This is a genomic window from Pigmentibacter ruber (assembly GCF_009792895.1).
In the GTDB taxonomy this organism is placed as follows: Bacteria; Bdellovibrionota_B; Oligoflexia; order Silvanigrellales; family Silvanigrellaceae; genus Silvanigrella; species Silvanigrella rubra.
The window spans coordinates 223,831-244,837 of record NZ_WSSC01000001.1 but is presented as its reverse complement, the minus strand read 5'-3'; the positions used below and the strand labels follow the sequence as shown (position 1 = coordinate 244,837).

Annotated in this window: 14 protein-coding genes; 5 read left to right on the top strand and 9 right to left on the bottom strand. The window is 28.9% G+C overall.

All coding sequences use genetic code 11. The features are described 5' to 3' along the window. Nucleotides 1–6: 6 nt before the first annotated feature. Nucleotides 7–1,977 (bottom strand): S8 family serine peptidase, encoded by a 1,971-nt coding sequence (locus GOY08_RS01035; RefSeq protein ID WP_158996709.1) that lies wholly within the window; start codon nt 1,975–1,977, stop codon nt 7–9. Between the two features lie 381 nt (nt 1,978–2,358). Between GOY08_RS01035 and GOY08_RS01030 the strand changes: the two genes are divergently transcribed. Both GOY08_RS01030 and GOY08_RS01025 read left to right on the top strand, forming a co-directional pair. After that, complete coding sequence (locus tag GOY08_RS01030; protein WP_158996708.1) at nt 2,359–3,678, top strand: glycosyltransferase; 1,320 nt, start codon at nt 2,359–2,361, stop codon at nt 3,676–3,678. A gap of 157 nt (nt 3,679–3,835) precedes the next feature. Next, complete coding sequence (locus tag GOY08_RS01025; RefSeq protein WP_158996707.1) at nt 3,836–5,335, top strand: hypothetical protein; 1,500 nt, start codon at nt 3,836–3,838, stop codon at nt 5,333–5,335. Nucleotides 5,336–5,411: 76 nt separating this feature from the next. On the opposite strand, the gene GOY08_RS01020 is transcribed toward GOY08_RS01025, so the two are convergent. From GOY08_RS01020 to GOY08_RS01005, 4 genes are all read right to left on the bottom strand, one after another. Further along, complete coding sequence (locus GOY08_RS01020; RefSeq protein ID WP_158996706.1) at nt 5,412–7,031, bottom strand: NAD(P)-binding protein; 1,620 nt, start codon at nt 7,029–7,031, stop codon at nt 5,412–5,414. Then, a complete protein-coding gene (locus GOY08_RS01015) occupies nt 7,021–8,517 on the bottom strand; it encodes a polyamine aminopropyltransferase (protein WP_158996705.1) in 1,497 nt (498 codons plus the stop codon). Before GOY08_RS01015 ends, GOY08_RS01020 begins: the two co-directional genes overlap by 11 nt. Before the next feature lie 9 nt (nt 8,518–8,526). Further along, nucleotides 8,527–8,754, bottom strand: a complete 228-nt coding sequence (locus tag GOY08_RS01010; protein WP_158996704.1) for a DUF350 domain-containing protein — start codon at nt 8,752–8,754, stop codon at nt 8,527–8,529. 173 nt (nt 8,755–8,927) lie between these two features. Continuing rightward, complete coding sequence (locus GOY08_RS01005) at nt 8,928–10,280, bottom strand: DUF4178 domain-containing protein (protein WP_158996703.1); 1,353 nt, start codon at nt 10,278–10,280, stop codon at nt 8,928–8,930. 462 nt (nt 10,281–10,742) lie between these two features. Between GOY08_RS01005 and rny the strand changes: the two genes are divergently transcribed. Next, nucleotides 10,743–12,362: a ribonuclease Y gene (rny, locus tag GOY08_RS01000; protein ID WP_158996702.1), complete on the top strand. Its 1,620-nt coding sequence runs from the start codon at nt 10,743–10,745 to the stop codon at nt 12,360–12,362. Then, nucleotides 12,352–13,287, top strand: coding sequence for a TIGR00282 family metallophosphoesterase (locus tag GOY08_RS00995; RefSeq protein ID WP_158996701.1), 936 nt, complete (start codon nt 12,352–12,354; stop codon nt 13,285–13,287). The genes rny and GOY08_RS00995 overlap by 11 nt, the downstream gene beginning before the upstream one ends. Before the next feature lie 8 nt (nt 13,288–13,295). On the opposite strand, the gene GOY08_RS00990 is transcribed toward GOY08_RS00995, so the two are convergent. The 4 genes from GOY08_RS00990 to GOY08_RS00975 all read right to left on the bottom strand — a co-directional run bounded on the left by GOY08_RS00990 (nt 13,296) and on the right by GOY08_RS00975 (nt 20,196). Then, nucleotides 13,296–14,258: a glycosyltransferase family 2 protein gene (locus GOY08_RS00990; RefSeq protein ID WP_158996700.1), complete on the bottom strand. Its 963-nt coding sequence runs from the start codon at nt 14,256–14,258 to the stop codon at nt 13,296–13,298. Between the two features lie 189 nt (nt 14,259–14,447). Continuing rightward, on the bottom strand, nt 14,448–16,223 hold the full coding sequence (locus GOY08_RS00985; RefSeq protein ID WP_158996699.1) for a glycosyltransferase family protein: 1,776 nt from the start codon (nt 16,221–16,223) through the stop codon (nt 14,448–14,450). Between the two features lie 210 nt (nt 16,224–16,433). Continuing rightward, the gene (locus GOY08_RS00980) at nt 16,434–18,242 is read right to left on the bottom strand and encodes a S10 family serine carboxypeptidase-like protein (protein WP_158996698.1); all 1,809 of its coding nucleotides are present in this window, start codon (nt 18,240–18,242) and stop codon (nt 16,434–16,436) included. Between the two features lie 97 nt (nt 18,243–18,339). Then, nucleotides 18,340–20,196 carry a hypothetical protein gene (locus tag GOY08_RS00975; RefSeq protein ID WP_158996697.1) on the bottom strand — a complete coding sequence of 619 codons (1,857 nt, stop codon included), beginning with the start codon at nt 20,194–20,196 and terminating at the stop codon, nt 18,340–18,342. Between the two features lie 91 nt (nt 20,197–20,287). On the opposite strand from GOY08_RS00975, the gene GOY08_RS00970 reads away from it, so the two are divergent. Continuing rightward, nucleotides 20,288–21,001, top strand: a complete 714-nt coding sequence (locus GOY08_RS00970) for a hypothetical protein (RefSeq protein WP_158996696.1) — start codon at nt 20,288–20,290, stop codon at nt 20,999–21,001. Nucleotides 21,002–21,007 lie beyond the last annotated feature (6 nt).

Here is a 21,007-nt window from a genome sequence, read left to right as displayed (position 1 = left end):
TATTCCTTAATGGCCAGATATTTTTAATTTTACATCTGTGAATTTTGCATTTTTTGCTTTAGTCCCTAAACAAATAATTTTAACAACCCAAGTTCCATGCGAGTTTTCACCATAAAAGGCATTAGATGCCATTCGTGTATTTAAAAATTTAGCAGAACTACTTGTAGCAGAATTTCCTGCATTCCAAACAATACTTTTTGTTCCTGATGGCGAATAAACTTCGATTGCAATATCAGCTAAATAATCACTAGTCCCTGAAACAGATAAAGTAACAGATTCTATTGTAAGATAATTTGCAACATTAATTTTTATTTGTTGATCTGTTCCGTTCAGTCCCAATGGCACACTAATAGGAAAAGGAATAGTTGGCGAAAGAAAACCTGTTTCAATAAAATTTCCAAGTGAACCTAAGGTGTAGGATTTTGCCATTGCAATGGCTTTTGCAGCATCAACTCTGCCAAACCCATAAGTATTAGAAAAGAAATAATTAGCTGCATTTTTAATCCAGCCCTCATCATAAATATAAAGAACACCACCCCCAATGGAAAAACTTTTTGAAGAGAGAGTTGGATCAATTTGATTAGATGTTTTTGCTAAAATGTGTTTCACATCTCTCCATGTTAAGTTAGGATTCGCCTCTAATATTAAAGCTACTACTCCGGAAACAATTGGGGCAGCTGAAGAAGTTCCATTCATTGTTGCTACATAATCATAATTAGAATTCAACAACTTTCCATCATCATCTAAAGCTAATCCTGCATTAAAAGAATTTTTTATAAATAAAGCTTTATCAAAATTTAATTTACTTGGCACTGGAATACTATTACCTCTATTATTACCAGAGAGATCTGTTGTAATAATTGCCGGAAAAAATAGAGAATCAGAAGAATTTATTGAAAAAGGAGGTAGAGAACTGTCATATTTGCTAACTATCCAATTTTTATCCAAACCGTACTCTCCACCTGGAGCAGACACCCATAGACATGAGCCTGTGCTAGAATAACTAGCATGCTTACCTGAAGCATTGCTACTTCCTACAACTATAATATATGGGAGAGTATTTAACGGATCAGTATTAGCTGGAACACATGTTATATTAATTAAATTTGCTAATGCACAATTGATAGAAGAAAGTGAAGAACTGTAATTTTTAAATGAATTTCCAGCTGATTTTACAAAAATTGCTCCCTTGCCATTTCGCAATAAATTTACACCTTGATAAAAAATTTGATTAGCAACAATTTCGTCAGAATAATCGAACTCAAGTGGTACGTCAGATTTTGAGCCAAAACTCATATTAAAAATATAATTATTTTTTGATTCATCACTTTGCCCTAAAGAGTCTAAATAATTAGAAACGGTTTGAGTCTCTGCACTACTAGTTAAATTGTATCCTGAAAGTAGTACCCTTGGCGCCACTCCACTTCCGCCGTAGCCTAAATTACTTCGCATTCCTAAAATTCCAGCAACCATCGTTCCATGATCTGAAGTCACACTTAGATCAGGTGTAGGATCATTAATACACTCATTATTTTTCTCATTTGCTAAAAAGTTAATCGATTGAACTCTGCCTGAATTGTTAATATTAGGTAACAAAGATGGATGCAGCATTTCTAAACCAGAATCAACAACTGCAACTGGAATATCTTTTCCACTTAAGCATAAAGTTTTCAGGACATCATAAACATTTATATCTTCATTAGCAGTACCACTATTTGATGCAAAAGCATTTTGACCTGTATTTTTTAAATGCCATTCATATTTTCCTAAAGGATTTAAGAAAGAATCATTTAGATCTGTGCAAAAAGGATTGGGCAAGTTTTGATTAAATTTTGAATTCTCAAATGTACAAAATCTATATTTTATTATACTACCATCACTTTTATTATTATTAGATTGTGATTTATTACAAGAAGAAAATAAAATAATAAATAGTATCAAATTTTTTTTAAAAAATGAAAACCTATTTTCTATCATATTTTTCACCATCCCTTATTTAAATTATAAAGGTTTCTGTATTCTTTTCGGAGCATTGAAAGCAAAAATGACCTTTTTTCTTAAAAAATGCTTAAAATTTAATTTTAACATGTTGATATTATATGGATTTAATTATTTTCAATAGAATTCTAATCTCTAACATATCGATAAATTTAAAACTAAAGCCAATATAATTGCATAAATTTATTCAGTACCTCAATAAAAACAAAAACATTCTAATATTAAAGCATTTATAAAAATAAAAAAATTTTGTTGTCTAAGAAAAAATATTCTAATAATGTTATAAAATATTTAATTTTTTATATCAAATTTAATGATATTCAATATTAAATATCTATAAAATAGTATAGGAGAGCAAGGATGCGTCTATTTAAAAAAAAACCTATTTTGAATCCTTATCGATACGAGGAATCAAAGTGCGTAATTTGTAATATTAAATCAGAAATAAAAAGAAATAATATTTCTTATACTTGTGACATTTGTCCATCATGTCATACACTTGGATTTGCAAGCAAAACATCCTATCCTGCAAGATCAATAAATAAGAATATTCTTCATCTCAATAATATTACTGGTGTTTCTTTAAACAAAAAATTACTTCATACTTTCTACTTAGGAAAAGAAATACCAAAAAAAATTCAACTTTATTTTTTATCTAATTTAAAAAAATTAAATGCAGAAGGAATATTCTGGGTTGATGCAGAAAAAATAGAAATAACCAATAGATCTTTAAAAATACTGTCAGAAAATACATTTCCACCCATTAAGTTTACTGTAAAGAGCGTGCCTGATCTATTAAATGAATTTAAAAATACACCCAGTAGTAGTTATCTAAGCACACAGAAACGAAATGAAATCGTTCAAATGATTTATGCTGAAAATAGTGGTTACTTTAAGAAAGCAGCATATAGTACCGATGCTTTAAGACTAATTGCTTTACTTTTATATGGTGGCTTATACGTTGATACAAATACTAGAATCACAGAAAAAATTTCTGCTTTAAGTGAAATTCCTGAATTTGGTGCTAAATATATTGCTATAAAATCATATATGAATAGTTCTGTTTATGAAGAATACTTTGCTCTATCAAATCTTGAACACGGAAGAGTTGCTTCGAGTTTTGCAAATCAAAAACTTAATCTTTCAACAACACCATCAATATATACACAATCCCATGATTCATATTATTTTTCAGTTGCAAATATGTCAGTAAGGCCTGAATGTTCCGCTATCTTAGGAAACAAAGGAGCTTTATTTTTTGATATTGTATTATTTGACATGCTCGAAAGATATCAAAAAAGAAATAAAGTATATAATTACTATCTTAATGAAAAGCATTCAAAAAATTTACAATCTGAGGATTCTGTTTTTTATGACTACATGTCCCAAAATTTGGGTAGTGCAATCAATACCAGAAATCCAATCATAATTAATTCTATGCTTCTTGCACAAAGATTTATCATGCTAAAAGTTGATGTATTTGATGAAAAATATTTCTACTTTGCTAATTGTCATATGAGTGATGCAAAATTAGAAAAAGAATTAAATGCTTTAGGATATAAAGGTGCTGTTTTCTTTGATACCCATGGACATCGCTTTATTAAATATTACTCGCACTCACATAAAAGCTCTGAACTACCTACTCCACATAGTAGTAAATTTGAGAGAGATGTTTATTAATATTTAAGTAAATATTTGGCACGAGGCTTCTTCTTTATAAAGGCGAAACTAAAATTTAAAAAGAAATTAAAAAAGATTATCTTAATGATATACATGTCATTTTATGGCATGTTTTTTGCTCCTATCTTCACATGTGGAAAGTTAAGGAGCAAAGAACATGCCGCTTGTAACAGATATAGAATTAGACGTTGACAATTTATCAAATGATATTTATCTAAAAATAATTGGAAATTCTATAATTAATTTAATTAATTATTCTTTTAGAAAAAACAATAGAGGTTATAATTATGATGATTATTTAAAAAAAGCTCTCTTTCAATATCTACAGACAAGATATTATGGATTTATGGTTGATGATTATGCTTCGCATATAATTTTTTCTATTGATAAATATAAAAAAAGTTATCCAAATATTTTTGAAATTTTGGTTGATCCGGCTCTTATTTTAAAAAAATATTTATTTAATAATTTTTTACTATTTTGTAGGAACAATCCAAATATAGTAGTAACATCAAATAATGATATTTGGATTGCAAGAGCACAATTTAAAAAAACATTAGTTAAAATTTATTATTATAGGGCAATTGGTTTAAATAGTTTAAAAGATTTTCCAGAAATTTTAAATCCTGCCGCTATCCGAAATAATAAAAAAATTGAAATTCCTGAAATAGATATTTTTGAATATTTTGAAAAATATAACAAATTTAATAGCAATTATTTTTTTAAAAGTGATAATATCGAAAGAAAAATAAATGAATTATTTAGTAGAAATAAAATAACATCTTCTGCGTATAAAATTACGGAATTAAATACTAAAATTTTTACTGACAATATAAGAAATCAATTATCTGATATACTTAAATCTTATTTCGAAACAATTTATCTTATAACTCAAAAATCTCCTTTCCAAGAAACAATTTACAAATATTTTCTGCCAATTTCCTTGATGGCAAGATTTCGTATTTCTTCTTCTGCAAATCTTTTAGAACTCTTACTATTTTTAACTGGAATTAAAAACTCACCATTTGTAGATGTCTTTAAAACTTATTTCTTATTTACAGAACCAAGAGGAAAGTCTGAATTAGGAAAATGGGTAAGTAATTTTATTACTAGTAATAAATTAGATCCATATAATATAGGTAGACATAAATCTTTGAAAAATCTAAAACTACTTGATCCTCTTCAATCCGTAAGCAGGTACAGGCAAGTTTCTATGTCAGTAGTCTCAAATCCAGAACAATCTGGCGGCTCTTATCAATTTTTTAAATTATACACTTTATCTCTAACCGCCCTAGATCACTTTACAGAACTTGAAGCAAAAAAATTAGTTTTAATTTCTGAAAATAAAGAGAATACCAATATTCCTCTATCAGATGAACTAAATAGAGAATATACTTACAATAAATTAAAAGATTCCCTAGAAGATTTTGTTTTTGGTCCTATTGGAAAAGATATGATAGCAAAATCAGAAATTATTAATTATGAAAAAATTAATCCAGATGAAAAGTTTGACTTATATACGCGGGTAAAAAAGGCCAAAAATTATCTCTTAGAAACTAACTACTCTGCTTTAACAATACCTGGTGGTCCTTTAAAAAGAACTTCACTTGAAATAGAAGATGAAGAACAATCATTAAAACTACCAAAGAAAATATGATGAAGTAGTGAATGCTTCAGCTCAATGAAAGCGAGAGTGGTGCTTAGTTAATTTAAAACTTTCTCCCTCCTTTCCTTCATCTCCTAAGTAAAACTTTTTTAGCTGCTTCAATTCCTCTATATTGAGCTTCTTCAAATAATGAAATGCCACTCATTTCAGAGTGAGCAAAATCAATATTTCCAAATGGTTCCATTAGTTTTTTCCGTTTCTCACTCCAGAGAAAACCAATCCCTGGTGCTGCCATACCATGCCCCCAAATCCAAAAATCAACATTTTTAATGGAATTTTTAATTTCAGAATGCATTTTATTTAAATCTGATAAAAGAATATTAAGCCAGTCATTATAATTACATTTTAAAGCAAGCATTCTTTCTTCTTTCGCTGATAGAATGTCGAGTGGTAAATAATAAGTTAACACAAGATCATTTTTAGGAATTTTTAAACTTTGATGATTTGCTACAATATATCCTAAAGAATTGCTATAGTAACTGACGTTATCCCAAGCCATTGATGTTGATAGCGATGCCGGAACATTTTGCAAAGAAATATTTGCTATTAGCCAAGGTGAGGTTTCAGGTAAATTCATTTTTTCATAATTTTTTATCACTTTATTTGCAATAAATCTTGGCGCACAAAAAAGTACTTGCTTTGCTTGATATTGAATATAAGTATTATCTTTCGTATTAAAAACATTAACAATACAAAAATCTTTAAAATTTTCGATAGAAGTAACAAAACAATTGTTTACAATACTTTCTGTTGAATACTTTTTAAGATAATTAACCAAAAATCCATTACCTTCTGGCCAAGTAAGCACTGTATTTGCTTCTGCATTCGCAGCTTTCCCATTGCGTGCAGCAAAGTAATGCAAACCAGCCCAAGCAGAAACTTTTTCATATCCCATTCCAAAATCGTCCCGACAGCAGTAATTAATGTACCAAGTTAATGTTTTTGAATTCCAGCCTTTTTGGTGCATAAATTCTGCCATGGAAATATGATCTAAATTTAAATATTCATTATCTTGGGAACTATAATCTATTGGGATAGCAAACAGCGGTTTATTGTCAGATCCTTTTTGGTTTTTTAATTTTTCTACTAGAGTAAAAAATTCTTTATATTGTTGTTTATCTTTATCTGTTACACCCTTATAAGGTAATAAGCCTTCTTGCCACTCTCCTTGGAAAAACAATCTTTCCTGTGGGTCGGCACATAAAGAAAATTCATCATAAATTGGTAAAGAATTTTTATACCCTTTAATAACTCCCATTTCTTCTAATAAACTTTTTAGATAAATAGATTCATTTGTTGGCATGACTAAATAATGCGCACCCCAAGGATATTTCGAAATATTATTTTCAGAAGAAAAAGAATTACCGCCAACTTCTGCATTCATTTCTAAAATTTTAAAATCTTTGTAATTATTTTTTTTTAACCACCAGGCAGCAGATAATCCTGCTACTCCACCACCAATTATTAGTGTACTTATTTTTTCAACTACAGAAAATTTAATATCTTTAATTTCTGTATTTACTTTATGCCCTATTTTTGCATTAGCTCCTAATATAGAACCAGTGATAGTTGTTTCTTTGTTTGGAGAAATAAATTTCCGATAAGCAAATCCACCAGAAGCAGTAAAAGCGGAAGCCAAGAGCACTTTTTTTAAAAATTTTCTGCGCGAAGATATTTTACTGGACATAATCAGACCACTCTTGTTCAAAATATCTAACCAATACTTGGTTGTTTAATTTATTTATTTCATTTACTGTAGCTTTACTATCATTTGGAAAATGAAAAAATGTTTGCGCTAATTCATAATTAATAAATTTTAGCTCTGATGGAAAATTGTTCCTTAGTTGAAAGGAATTTTTTGCAACTAAAATATACCCCCAATCACCGAATGAAGGCACGTAAACATGATACGGATAAGTCCGAAAACCCACTGATTTTAAAGTATTATCCACACACCAAAAACTTTTTTTAGCGACATAAGGCGACGTACTCTGAATTACTGCTATTCCAGTATTTGAAATAGCATTATAAAGTAATCTATAAAATGTATTTGTGTATAATTTGCCAATTGAAAAATTACTTGGATCAGGGAAATCAACTACTATAAAATCAAATTTTTTTTTATTTTCTTTTAGCCATACAAATGCATCATCATTTATTATCTTTACTTTTTCAGAAAGGAGAGATCTTGAATTAATCTTTGATAATAAAGTGTTTTTAGAAAACATATCAGTAATTTCACTATCTAATTCAACTAAAGTTATTTTTTCAATTGAATTATACTTTAGTATTTCTCTTACAGCTAAACCATCACCACCTCCCAAAATTAGAACATTTTTAGGATTGTTTAAACTAGAAAGTCCAATATGCACTAGTGATTCATGATATCTGTATTCATCTTTTGAGTTAAACTGCAAATTGCGATTTAAAAATAGTTTAAATTCATTTGTAGATTTTGTTAAAACTATTTTTTGATATTTTGAAGATTTTGAATATATAATTTTATCCTGATAGTTTCCTTTTTCAGTAATTTCAACCAATTTGTCAGAAAAAATGAGGCCTAATAGTAAAATTCCTAAAACAAAAAAAGCTGTCCCTTGCAATGTTTTTATATTGGAAATTTTATTTTTAAAGATGTAGATAGCCCAAATAGCTATTAAAACGTTAATAATTCCAAAAACAAGAGCTGTTTTTATAAGACCTAAATGTGGTACTAGAATAAGAGGAAACAAAATAGAAGCTATTAATGCACCAACATAATCAAAGGTAAACACCTTTGCTACAAGATCTTTAAAGGCGAAATTATTTTGTAATATACGCATTAAAATTGGGATTTCAAACCCAACGAATGTACCAATTATACCTACTATTAAATACAATAATATTCTAAAATGAACGATATACTCAAATGCAATAAATAAAATAGTTGCAGAAAATCCTCCAACCATTCCAATAATTAATTCAACAGAAATAAAAGTATGTATTAAATTTTTATTTACATGTTTTGATAAGTAAGCACCAATTCCCATTGAGAATAAAAAAGAACCTATCACCGTTGAAAATTGAGTAATAGAGTCACCAAGCAAGTAACTGGCTAAAGCTCCTGCAATAAGTTCATATATAAGACCACATGTTGAAATAATAAATACTGAAAAAAGCAAAACATAAACCATTTTTATTTACTATCCATGTATTGCTGATGCTATAATTTGTGCAATTGCAAGGGTCATTGCTGCTGTTGTAATAGCTAAAGCAATATTTTTATTAACTACAATTTCATGCCATAAATTTCCTGGTGTTAATTTATCAAAAATATAAAAAGAAATTGCTAAAATTATCACTCCTAAAAATGAAAAAACAAGTGCTGATATAATATATTTCAAATTTATGTATTCTAATATAGCTTCCATTTTAAAACCTTTACTTATGATGGTGATCGCTACTGCCAAAATTTGTTGGATTATAAATTAATGGTAATAAAGTATTTATTAGTATCTCTCCTTTATTGGATATTTGAAAAAAATTTCCGCAGACAAAAATTGACGATATTATGTAAATATATTTTATCATTTTATTCCTTTAATTAGGGGCTAAAATTACTATTTTCCCATCGTTTTTTCTCATATCTTTTTTCCAAAATGAGAAAGAAAATTGGAATGATTGATAGAAAAATAATAGACAATATAAAATTCGACCAAATTGTAACATCTCTTAATACAATTACTTTACAAGGTGTATCAACTTTTGCATCAGTCACTCCTTCTAATATAAACTGATATTTTCCATTAGGGATAGAGGAAAAACTTACTGTTTCAATTTGCGAACCAGAACCGTCTTCTGAACTATAATAAATACTTTTAAAAAAATTATAAATTTCTCCATTTTCTTCATTCACTATTTTCCCACTCATATCAAAAAAATTATCATTCACATATGCAATTAATTTTAATTCCAAATTTTTATTACTATCAGTAAGTTCAAATTTTTTAGATATTTGTGATTTTTCATTACTACTGGGCACATGAACAAAAGATTCTTCAAATATTAGCTCATTTTTAGATGAATAAATAATCCAAAGTTGAAAACTAATTAATACAATTAAAAATAAAATCCAAGGTTTTATTAAATTTTTTCTGATATCAATATATTTATTTACTTGGTTAAGATACACGCCAAATCTATAAGGGATTTTTTCTGAAGTCAAAATTTTCTTAACTTCATTTTTATGAAGATATTCACCTTGCAACCAATTTTCTTCTCCCGCATTTTTTTCACAAGTAAGAACATATGGGGGTGCAATATAATCTTCAAACTCAAAAGTATCTCCTATTTTAACTGGCCAAAAAAAATTGCCATTTTTAAATTTAATAACCCCTTTTCCTAAATGAAAAAGTTGATATTGTCTTTCTAAATATACAGGAATATTTTTCGAAGAATACTTCTTCGTATTAGGCTTGAATTCTATATTTTTCTTTTCACAAGGTGAAATAAAATTCCAATGCCCATCAAACTCAGTTAGCCAACGATACCCTAAACTTTTATTCTCTAGTAAATATTCACACCAAACATCCTCTTTACCATCAAACATTTCTGCTACTTCTAAATAACCTAAAACTTCCCATTTATGATCTTTAATTGTAATTAAACTTCCTAAAGGAATTAATTGTTCTTTGATTGAAATCTTTCTTTCATTTTCCTGATAATCTTTGGTGGATTTATTCATTTCATTTTCTGCAGAAAATGAAATTTTATTATTAGAAACCATTTCTGTGTTTTCCGTAGTGAAATTCATATTTACAGTATTTTTAGATAAACATTTGATACATTTTAATTTTTTAGATTTTTTTCTTGTTTTTATGGCTATAATTGCTAAACAATTATAGCAAGTTACTATTCCTCTTTTTTCTTTTAAAGCTTTCTTATTTCTACTTTTCACCAATTAGCCTTAAATTCAAGCAGATAATTATAATTAAAATAAAACTTAAAAACTTATTTTTTACAAAGTTTTTAATTACGAAAGCAAACATTTTATTACTAATTTAACAATAAAAAAAATGCAAGATTGAATGAAAAAACATTTGCCTTTAAACTCATCTTTATTTTACTATTTTAATTCCTACAAATTTATTTATTTTATTTTTTTAGGAGCTGAAAACTCTTTCTGCTAAAAATCCTAAACCTCATTCTTGCCCTACCTTTCGCATTTTCCTAATTCACCGTAATGAAAAAAATGCCATACGATTGACAGAACCTTACCAAACCCTTGGGTAAGCGAATTCTAAAGTTTTATTTTTAATAATAGTCTGTTTCACATTATTCCTATTACTGGTAAAAATCTATACGATGTTCTAAGGTCAAAAACTGTAAATTCCTATCTATGCCCCTAAAAGGACTTGGGATGGGTTTTGAATATAAATTAATTGATAATTGGAGTTTATTAAAAATGGGTGCTTGGGAATATGTATTGATCATAGCTATCGGTCTAGCTGTGGCAGCCCTTGCGTTTTTAGGTGTGCATACGATGAATATGCGTGCTTTAGCGCGAGAACTAAAAATTAAACACGAAGAAGCTGAAAAAAGATTGTCTGAAGCTAGGCAACAAGCCGAGGAACTTGTTAAGAAGGCTTTAAAAGAAGCAAAAGATGTAGCTATAAATGAAGGTAGAGATTTTGAACGCATTCAACGCGAAAAAAACCTTGAAATTAAAAAAATTGAAGCACGCATTCAAAAACGTGAAGAAACCCTTGATAAAAAAGCTCAACAGCTTGAGCAAAAAGAAAAAGATTTAAAACTAAAGCATGAATTATTAGAGTCTGAAGAACAAAAAGTATCATTAGCATTAAAAAAAGCAGAAGAAAATTTAGAAGACAGCAAACATAAATTAGAGTCTGTTGCTAGATTATCGCTTGAAGAAGCTCGTGAACAGTTAAAAAGAACCATTGAAGTTGAAGTAAGAAAATCAGCAAGTGCTGAAATACGTGCTGCTGAAGACGAAGCAAGAAAAATTGCAGAAGAAAGAGCCAGAGGAATTATAGCAACTTCAATCCAAAGAATTGCCAATGAATTTGTTACTGATTCCACAGTTTCAGTAATTAGTCTGCCAACTGATGATATGAAAGGCAGAATTATTGGGAGAGAAGGTAGAAATATTAGAACAATAGAACAAGCAACAGGCGTTGATCTCATTATCGATGACACTCCTGAAGCCGTCATTATTTCTTGTTTTAATCCCATTAGAAGGGAAATTGCAAAAACCGCTATCGAACGCTTAGTTGCTGATGGGCGTATCCACCCTGCTAGAATTGAAGAAGTTGTCCAAAAAACTCGGAGTGAATTTGAACAAATGATACGTGAAGCCGGTGAACGTTCCTCTTTTGATTGCGGGATTACAGGATTGCATCCTGAAGTCATCCAAGCACTTGGAAAATTGAAATACTTATCGACAGGTGGACAATCTGTTCTGCAGCATTCTATTGAAACAGCTCAAATAGCAGGCATTATTGCTGCAGAACTCGATTTAAACGTGCGTTTAGCCAAAAGAGCAGCTTTATTACATGATATTGGCAAAAGCCTTGATGAAGAATCTGAGGGCAGCCATTCTCATGTTGGCGCATTATTTTTACAAAAATATGGGGAATCACAAGAAGTTATTGAAGCAGCAGCCAAACATCATAGCGAAAATTTGCATGGAGTAAATCCAATCACAATTATTGTGCAAACAGCAAATATGTTAAGTAATTTTAGACCAGGCGCGCGAAAAGAATTTTTAGAAAAAGCAATTGACCGTTTGAAAGATATGGAAACCACTGTTGAAGAATTTGATGGCGTTGAACAAGCTTTTGTGATTAAGTCTGGCCGGGAAGTGAGAGCTATGGTCTCTCCAACTGTTATGGATGATGAAGCAGTAACTTTATTAGCAAAAAGTGTCGCTAAAAAGCTACGTAATGATCTTCACCAAGCAAGTAATATCAAAGTAACTATGATTAGAGAACAGCGGGCCACACATCTTGCAAAGTAAAATAATAGTAAATCATTTTTCACATGAAAACTTCTATCCTTCTTTAGTTAATTTAACCAAAACTCAAGAACAAAGCATAAAAATTCTTATGCTTGGAGATGTCCTAGGCAGAGGTGGAAGAAGGATAGTTAAAAAAGTATTGCCTGAAATAAAACAAGCCATTAAATTAGACTTTATAACGATTAATGGTGAAAATTTAGCTGGTGGGTTTGGAATAACTCATAAAATATATGATGAAATGAAACTAGCAGGAGTGGACGCATTTACAATGGGAAATCATTGGAAAGATAAATCCGATGTCCATATCCTGAGAAAAAAGCATCATGATCTTATTCTTCCACAAAATTTAATTGGAATAAGTGATATTGAAAAAGTACCCCAGTTTTTTTTAGAAGGCCGCAATAAAACCCTAAATATAATTAATTTAATGGGCAATTTTGCTATGAAAGAGGAATACAAAGACCCCTTTGAATTCTTAAAACATGAAAAAAACAATTTTCAAGATAAAGTAAATTCAGGTTCACACATTGTCATAGCTGATATACATGCCGAAGCGAGTTCAGAAAAACAAGCTATAGCGTGGTATTATGACGGTATTTTAGCGGCATTAATAGGTACTCACACGCACACACCAACGAGTGATGAAAGAATTACTGAAAATGGAACCGCTTTTTTGACTGACGTTGGAATGACAGGCCCTTATGACAGCGTTATAGGCATGGAAAAAAACAGAGTTATCAGTAAATTTACAAATCCGCAAATCAAGTTACCTTACGAAGTGGCAGAAAAAGATCTCTGGCTTTGTGGGTTTTTAGTAGAAATATGTCCTAAATTAAATAAAACAATCGCTTGTCATAGACTTCAATGTAGAAGCCTAGAAGAAGAAACTTGGTTGGTTAGTAGTATTCTTAAAAATTCACTTTAAATTTTTTTCTAAAATCTACTATTTTTGTCATCTATAATAAAAAGGGGTCTTTTCTTTACTTCATCGTATATTCTGGCAATATATTCACCTAATATACCTATAGAAATCAATTGCACTCCTCCTATAAATAGAATTGTAACCATTATACTTTTCCATCCACGGATAGCATATTCATTAAAAAATGAATAAAATAAAATGTAAATTCCATACAAAAAGGAAAATAGAGCAGTTATTGATCCCAAGTAAAAAGAAAATTTTATTGGAAAATGACTAAACCCTATAAATCCATCAAACGCTAACTTAATCATTTTTCGTAATGGATATTTAGTAGTACCAGCAAATCTTGGGTGTCTCTCATAATAAATAGGTGTTTGTTTTAATCCAATCCAAGGAATTAAACCCCGTATAAAACGGTTCCTCTCTTGCAATGAATTAAAGACATCAACAGCTCTTCTACTTAAAAGACGAAAATCACCAGAATTTAAAGGAATATCACAGTTAGTTATTTTTTTTAGCAAAATATAAAATAATTTTGCAGTAAACAGTTTGAACCAAGTTTCACCTTCTCTGGATGATCTAACTCCATAAACAACATCAAAACCCTTCTCCCAGTAGTCTAACATTTTTTCCATAACTTCAGGAGGATCCTGCAAGTCTGCATCTATTGAGATAACAGCATTCCCCTTTGCGTAGTTTAGACCCGCTGTAAGTGCTACTTGATGCCCAAAATTTTTAGCAAGAGAGATAATTACTACTTTATTATGATTATTCAAGGACTTTAAGGCCTCTTGATAAATATTTTGTAACATTGTTAAAGTACTATCAGAACTTCCGTCATTAACATAAACAATTTCAAATGAAACCTTTCTTTCATGTTCTAATTTAAGCATAGTTTCTAATATTTTTTGATGGGTATGTCTGATAACTAGTTCCTCATTATAGCATGGAACTACAATTGAAACAAAAGTCATTTATGTCCCCTATATGTTTCTTTGTGGCAAAGCTCAAAAAATTGAGCAAATCACTCTCTAAGTGATTTATTTAGTTCCTCCAAATTTTTTTCTCAACTCTAATCGCCTTTTTTAAATTTTAAATATATTGTAATAGGGTTTAATCAACTTTAGAATATTCTCAATAGATTTATGCAAAAACTTTTACTATTAATGTAAGGAATCAATTTTCTCCCAAATAGTAAATTCTCTAATATCTTTTAATTTACTTGTTATTGGTTCTGCATTTTGAGCATAAGCTCCAACTTTTCTCCATCCTACACTTTCTGGATTATTCTGAATTAAAGCATGGATTACTCTACCTGAATTTCCGTTTTTTAATTGAGAATCTAAATTATTATATATATCTAATAATCCTTCTTTGCTTGAAACAATGACATCCAAAGGCATTTTTGGAAGAATTCTATTAGGAAATCCGTATCCTTTACAAAGAAGCCATTTTCTATAATCAGCAGATAGTGGACAAAGCCACTCAGGCCCAGCAAATACGACACCTTTGTCTCTTGGAATACTGGTTAAATAAGTGCGAACTTCTGATTTAAGATTATCTCTATCAACTATTGCTCTAAATGGATAAAGCAAGCTTTTTCTCCATTCCGAAGTATTTAGGAAAAATAAAATCATAAAAAAAGGTATAATTTTTTGTTTATTAAAAACTAATTTTTTAATAAATATTAATTTACTATTTTCTTTTGTTTCAAAAACAACATAGTAAATACCAATAACGGTAAGAAGCCACCAAATTGAACCTATTGATGAAACATAATGAAAGCTAGTTTCCATACCTTGCGAGAGACCGCCTTGAATTAAATATGGCAGACAAGCAGGAGCTAAACAGATAGCAATTACTCTATATTTTCTTGAAAGTACTGCAAAAAAAGCAAATGGACCACAATAAAGAAATATTTTTAATACTGTCTTTATTTTTCCAATAGTGAATAATTGTGACAAGACAAGAAAAGGATCACTTAAAAAAGTTTTTAATATCCCTATTCCATCTCCACCAATAGAAGAATAACGATATGCGAAAGGGAAAGGATCACCAGTAATCCATGGACCAAAATATCTTTGATAAGCTCCAATCAACAGAAATCCAGAACAGAAAATTAAAACTGAAAATATTATTTTAAATTTTGTAATTTTATTTCTAAGAATGCAGTAAATAATAAAAACAGGAGAAATTGCTAAAAATATTTCTCCACACTGCATTAAAATTAATGAAAGCAATATTATTAAATAAGAACTTCTCTTAGTTAGAATAAAATAAAATATCCAAGGTACTATTAGAAGTGTTCCAAAAACTGGAGGATGTGCATCAAACATGAGTGGATTAACATTCAACCATGCAAGTAAATATAGAATAGTTGTAAGATATTTTAATGATTTTAATGCAGCATCTTTAAACAAAAAATTAGAAATTTTCCAAGCAGCTATTGCCCCTCCAATATATGCTAATCCCTGCCATAGTACAATAGATATTGATCCATTAAATAAAAAGGTTAAAGGTATTACACTATATAAGATAGGTTCCCAGTGTTGAACTAAAAGATTTATTTCTCTCTCGGAAGTTACTCTTAAATTTTCCCCAATTGAAGCATTTGTAATTGCTTGCACAAACCAAGATAAGTCATTTCCGGGAGATACGTGCCTAAGATAGGCATGAAAACATGCCGCTATAGTAACTACTATTGTCCAAACAATCATTAAATTTCTAAAGTTATTTGGATTTTTTATCTTATCGAAATATTTATCGTTTTTAGTTCTTGCAATGAACCAGAAAAAACTAAAAGCTGCTCCAACAATAGAAATAGCAAATGAATTTGGTACAATTGCAAAAATAACGAGTATTCCGACAATAATAACAGCAAATTTGAAAAAGGAAGAAAACTTATCCAAATTTAGCCTATAAACATCACTTGAACCCATGGGAGGTATCTCCTGCTTAAAATTAACTCAAAAAAAATTGTATCTTAGATAAAATCGCCTTTTTAAAATGTTTTGTCTCAAATTCATTCAACTTAACACAATTCAATTTTATTTGGATAGTATTTTTTAAAAAAAGTTATTCAATAATTAAAAATATTAAATGCCAAAACAGTTAACAAATAATTTAATTATATAATAAAAAGATTCTAATTAATTATAAAAAGATTTAATGTCATTTTGCAGTAAATCCCTTGAAATAGGGTCTAAGTAAATAAAATGCCCTGAATTATAATTCAATAATTTAATATTTTTATTTACTATAGCATCAGAAAAATATTTTTTTAACTCAATTACATTTTGATAAAATGGGGTAACTGAATCATAAATACCGTTTGCTAGAAATATTTTTATTTCAGAATTTAAATTTAATAACTTAAGAAAATCATCAAAAAAGTTCATTTCAAAAATAGAATTATTAAAAGTATTTAATTTATTTACATGGTGATAATTCCAAATTTTCTCAGCTTTTTCATTACTTGCTATAAATTCACTTGCACTATAGAATTTTAATTCTTTATTAAGAAGCTGATTCCATAAATCTAAAAAATCATCCTGAATAAATAAAAAATCGGAGTCATTATCAACATGAAATATATCTTCTAAATAAATACTTTTATAATTTCCAATCTTTCTTCCATCATAAGCACTTATATTATTATTTTGATTTCCTAAAAGCGTTGTTAGATGAAAATTAAGCAAGTCAAAAAAAGGCTCTGTATTAAATTTTAATTCACTTAAATCTCTAAACACTTGAGGAATTGCATTTGTAAATTTACTAGCTTCATTTGCTAAACTCCAGTCCATAGGTTGTAATAGTTGTATTAAATTTCGTAAATTTTCAGCTAGTTTTTTTTGATATATATTTCCATTTTGGAGAATTAAAATTATTTCTGAATACGATAAAGATGACGGAATAATTTTTGCTATTAATTCAGCAGTTTCTTTATCTGAATTCTTGTAAAGTAAATTTCTAAATTCAGAATAATTATCTCTCCATGAATTAAAAAATGGATAGTATTTATTTTTTGTAAAATTCATTACTTCATCTAAAAAATCATTAATTGATTTATTTCCCAATTCTATTGAAACTTTTTGATGATACCATGCATTTGCAGCTAAAGTTGGAAAAACACCAATAGGATCTAGCCATTTACTATAATTTATTAAAGGAGAAAGCATTATTATTCCTTTAACTTTAATCATATTTTTAAATAAATACTGAGCAGATAGAATAGATCTTACAGAACCATATGTGTCACCCATTAAATAAATTGGTGATTCTTCTCTTAAATTTTTTTGCAAATAACGAGTAATAAACTCCATAGTATTTTTTGCATCAAAATCAACTCCCCAGAAATCTTTATTCACAAATGGAGAAATAGCAGCTGAATAGCCTGTTCCAACAGGACTGATAAAAACCATATCGGTTTGTTCAAAAATTGAATGTTCATTATTTGTTAATGCATTTTTTAAATTATTTACTATTTTGGGGGCAAATGCACCTATTGCAGAGAGAAACTGGGTTTTGCCAGGTCCTCCATTTAACACAAAAGTGATAGGTCTACTTTTTCTTTCATTTTGATTTAAAGTATATGCAAGATAGAAAATTTTTGCATTTGGAATATTCCTATTACTATCTAGAGTTACAATGTGTCCACCAGAAATACTATAATTCAATAATTTTTGTGCATTGTACCATGTACTTGATACTGTAACTAAATCTTCAAATTTATCAGTAATATTATCTTCTTCATTTTTTCCATAAACAACTGGATCAAAATAAAAACTATTTGTTGCACTAATATCACTATCTGTTCCACCATTAGGGAAAGAATAGATAGGTGATTTATCACTAACACCCGAAGAATTTTTTCTACCACAAGCATAAAAAGAAAGTATATTAAATAAAATTAAGAAAATAATCATTCTCTTTTGATAAGTAAAACTTATTTTTTTCACATGTTTTTCCTCTAATACATGTCAATTTTATTATATAATATATTAAAAATATTAACTATGTAAAGGGAAGGAAGTACTTATATAGTCTTAATTTAAACTAATTTATTTTTGCTGTTACATTTGTATTATAGCCGCTAGCTACAGAAAATTCTTGGGCTGAAATAACTGCTCCTGTTACAAGAGATGTTACTGTCAATCTATATTTTCCAGGCAATATCCATAATTTTTTTTGGACATTATTTGACAGTAGCAATTCATTTTCTGAACCTAATGTTTCTTTCTTAAATTGCTCTATTTCCTTATTTACCGCTTTTTCTATACTCAAAGGAACCCTAAAATAAACCTCATTACAGCTTTTTGAGATAGTTGATTTTATAGCAAATTGCCTTGCTACTTCTACCCTCGTTTGAACATCCCATACACCTCTGACAGTATCAGCATTTATTGCAAATTGAGGGGCATCTCCTAAATCAATTCCAACTTTCCCACTATTTAATTTACATATACTATCAATATTAATGTCCATTTTTTTGGCAAATGATTGTCCATTTAAATAAATAACTGAAAATTGAGAATTAAAAGAAGCTGGTATTTCAGTTAAACTTGTTCCACTCATATTAGCAATTTTAGCTGTTTCAACTTTAAAATTAAGAGAAGCATCTATTAATTTTATCTGAGCTCGCACAACAGCTCTTGGTTGTAAATTAGCAATATTTAATTGAATTCCAACTAATGATTTTCTGTTTTTATCTAAGTCAAAATTATTTTCTAATTCATTTAGTGCCGTTTGCGTTATAAGAGAAGTAATTCTTGGCCATAAATAAGATATAGTATCATTATAAAACAAACTTGTATCTGGAGAATAAGCCAAAAAATAGGGCAATTCTTGCGAATTTTCTTTTAATAAATTTTTTATAGAATTTGCAATAATATTTAATTTAACTAAATTTGTTTCATTTTCTTTCTGAGTAATTTCTCTATTTAAATTTAAACAAAAATGCGACATATTTACTATTCTTCTATATGATAGATAAGAGCTCTGCGGTAAAAAATGCAACATTTTATTCTTTAATACAGATGTTCTTTCTGAACAATTATTTAAAGATTTTTTTAATATCTCAAACTCATTTTTCAATGAGTTAAAAGATGAAAACCAACCAAAATCAATTAAAGTATCAGCTACATTTTTTGTATAATCATTATATTTACTTTTTGTCACTCTTGAAAAAGCTAACTCAGCTCCTCCTTCAAGAGGCAAAATGGCTGAATTTAAAAACCCATCTTCATCATATTTAGCATCAATATCCTGTTGTGAAAAAAATTGTCCTAGAAATGGGACAAAAACTTTGCTATTGGCCGTATTTTTTTCTTTTGAGACATAATAAAAGAGTGCGGTTCCATCATCTAGAGGTAATTTTGCTTTCCCTTTTGTAATATTTGCTGGTATAATTCCTAATAAACTTGCTCCTGAGTCTTTAATTAAATTTAATGCATTGTCTTTTGCATCTTGCCGCCAAACGTTTTGTAATTCCCTGAAAGAACCATTTTCAGTTTGTGACATAATTGATTGTTGCAATTTATAACTTTTATTGTCTTCGAAATTTAAGTCTCCTTTTAAAACGGACAATAAGGGAGATGCTCCTATTCTACTTACAAATTGAATTGTGTAGTTAGATGGATAGCCGGAAGTCTGATTTTCTACTCCTATACTAGCTATACCTATTGGTATATTACCCAATTTAATAACGTACCAAGAATTATACTTTAAGTTAGATGTTATGTTGTCAGGAACTGGAAAAGATTTAGTGTCTTGTGAAGCTACGGCAGTTCCTAATTCTGGCAAAGATTTATTTAATTCTAAATTTTCATTTTGTGTAAATATAATTATAATAGCTGTACAAGTGCTAACTACGCCGAGCAGCGATAATATAATGACCTTAACTTGTTTTGACATTGGTTTCCCCATAAGTTTACATTCGGGTATTCGCCAAAAGCTTTTTAAGCTGTTTATTTTATTATTTAATAATATCATGGATCTAATTAAGATGAAAAAAAAGACTGGAGAAAATAATACGAAATTCTTATTAATTTTATTTTGCTCTATTTTTATTCATTTTTTTGTTTTTTATTTTTTAATTCCTCCAATTATCAAAAATGAAAATATGAACAATAGAAATCAAAACAAAATAGTACATTTGCAGATTATTTCTAAAATTCCAACAAAACCAGTTGATATAAATTTTTCTGCAAGCGCACCGGAAAAGCAAACAATTCAGAACTTTAAAAAAATTTCTGCCCCGAAGAAATCAATCTCGCCTCTGGAGTTAAAATCTACAGCATACCCTAAAATCCAAAATAAATTAGATACTAATCAAATACCTAACAACAAAGAAATCTCTGAAAAACAAATAACTGAACAAATTCTTCAGAGTAATCCCATAGAAAGTCTAAAATTACCTAGAAGTCTGTTAGGGAAAAATATTTTTCCTAAACAATATAAAGTGTATTTCCAGTTTCAACGTGAAAAAAATGAAATAATTAATATCGTCATCAATGACTTCCAACCGCTTTCTGGCCAATCTCAATATATTGATAAATTAGTTGAAAAAGCTTTTATGAAAGAAATAAATGATTTAAAAATTTCAGAGATAACAACTTGGTTGAATAATTATCAAAAACATCAATATGCTTCTGAAAACATTGAAAATCTTCCAATTGACAAATTTTATATAGTCCTTGAGTTTCAAGAACCAAACTGATAGTTC

What these genes read in the sequence shown, in the direction of transcription:
- GOY08_RS01020 (WP_158996706.1), bottom strand. Translation starts at nt 7,031, where the DNA reads ATGTCCAGTAAAATATCTTCGCGCAGAAAATTTTTAAAAAAAGTGCTC.
- GOY08_RS00970 (WP_158996696.1), top strand. Translation starts at nt 20,288, where the DNA reads ATGAAAAAAAAGACTGGAGAAAATAATACGAAATTCTTATTAATTTTA.
- GOY08_RS00975 (WP_158996697.1), bottom strand. Translation starts at nt 20,196, where the DNA reads ATGTCAAAACAAGTTAAGGTCATTATATTATCGCTGCTCGGCGTAGTT.
- GOY08_RS00990 (WP_158996700.1), bottom strand. Translation starts at nt 14,258, where the DNA reads ATGACTTTTGTTTCAATTGTAGTTCCATGCTATAATGAGGAACTAGTT.
- rny (WP_158996702.1), top strand. Translation starts at nt 10,743, where the DNA reads ATGGGTTTTGAATATAAATTAATTGATAATTGGAGTTTATTAAAAATG.
- GOY08_RS01035 (WP_158996709.1), bottom strand. Translation starts at nt 1,977, where the DNA reads ATGATAGAAAATAGGTTTTCATTTTTTAAAAAAAATTTGATACTATTT.
- GOY08_RS01015 (WP_158996705.1), bottom strand. Translation starts at nt 8,517, where the DNA reads ATGGTTTATGTTTTGCTTTTTTCAGTATTTATTATTTCAACATGTGGT.
- GOY08_RS01025 (WP_158996707.1), top strand. Translation starts at nt 3,836, where the DNA reads ATGCCGCTTGTAACAGATATAGAATTAGACGTTGACAATTTATCAAAT.
- GOY08_RS01010 (WP_158996704.1), bottom strand. Translation starts at nt 8,754, where the DNA reads ATGGAAGCTATATTAGAATACATAAATTTGAAATATATTATATCAGCA.
- GOY08_RS01030 (WP_158996708.1), top strand. Translation starts at nt 2,359, where the DNA reads ATGCGTCTATTTAAAAAAAAACCTATTTTGAATCCTTATCGATACGAG.
- GOY08_RS00985 (WP_158996699.1), bottom strand. Translation starts at nt 16,223, where the DNA reads ATGGGTTCAAGTGATGTTTATAGGCTAAATTTGGATAAGTTTTCTTCC.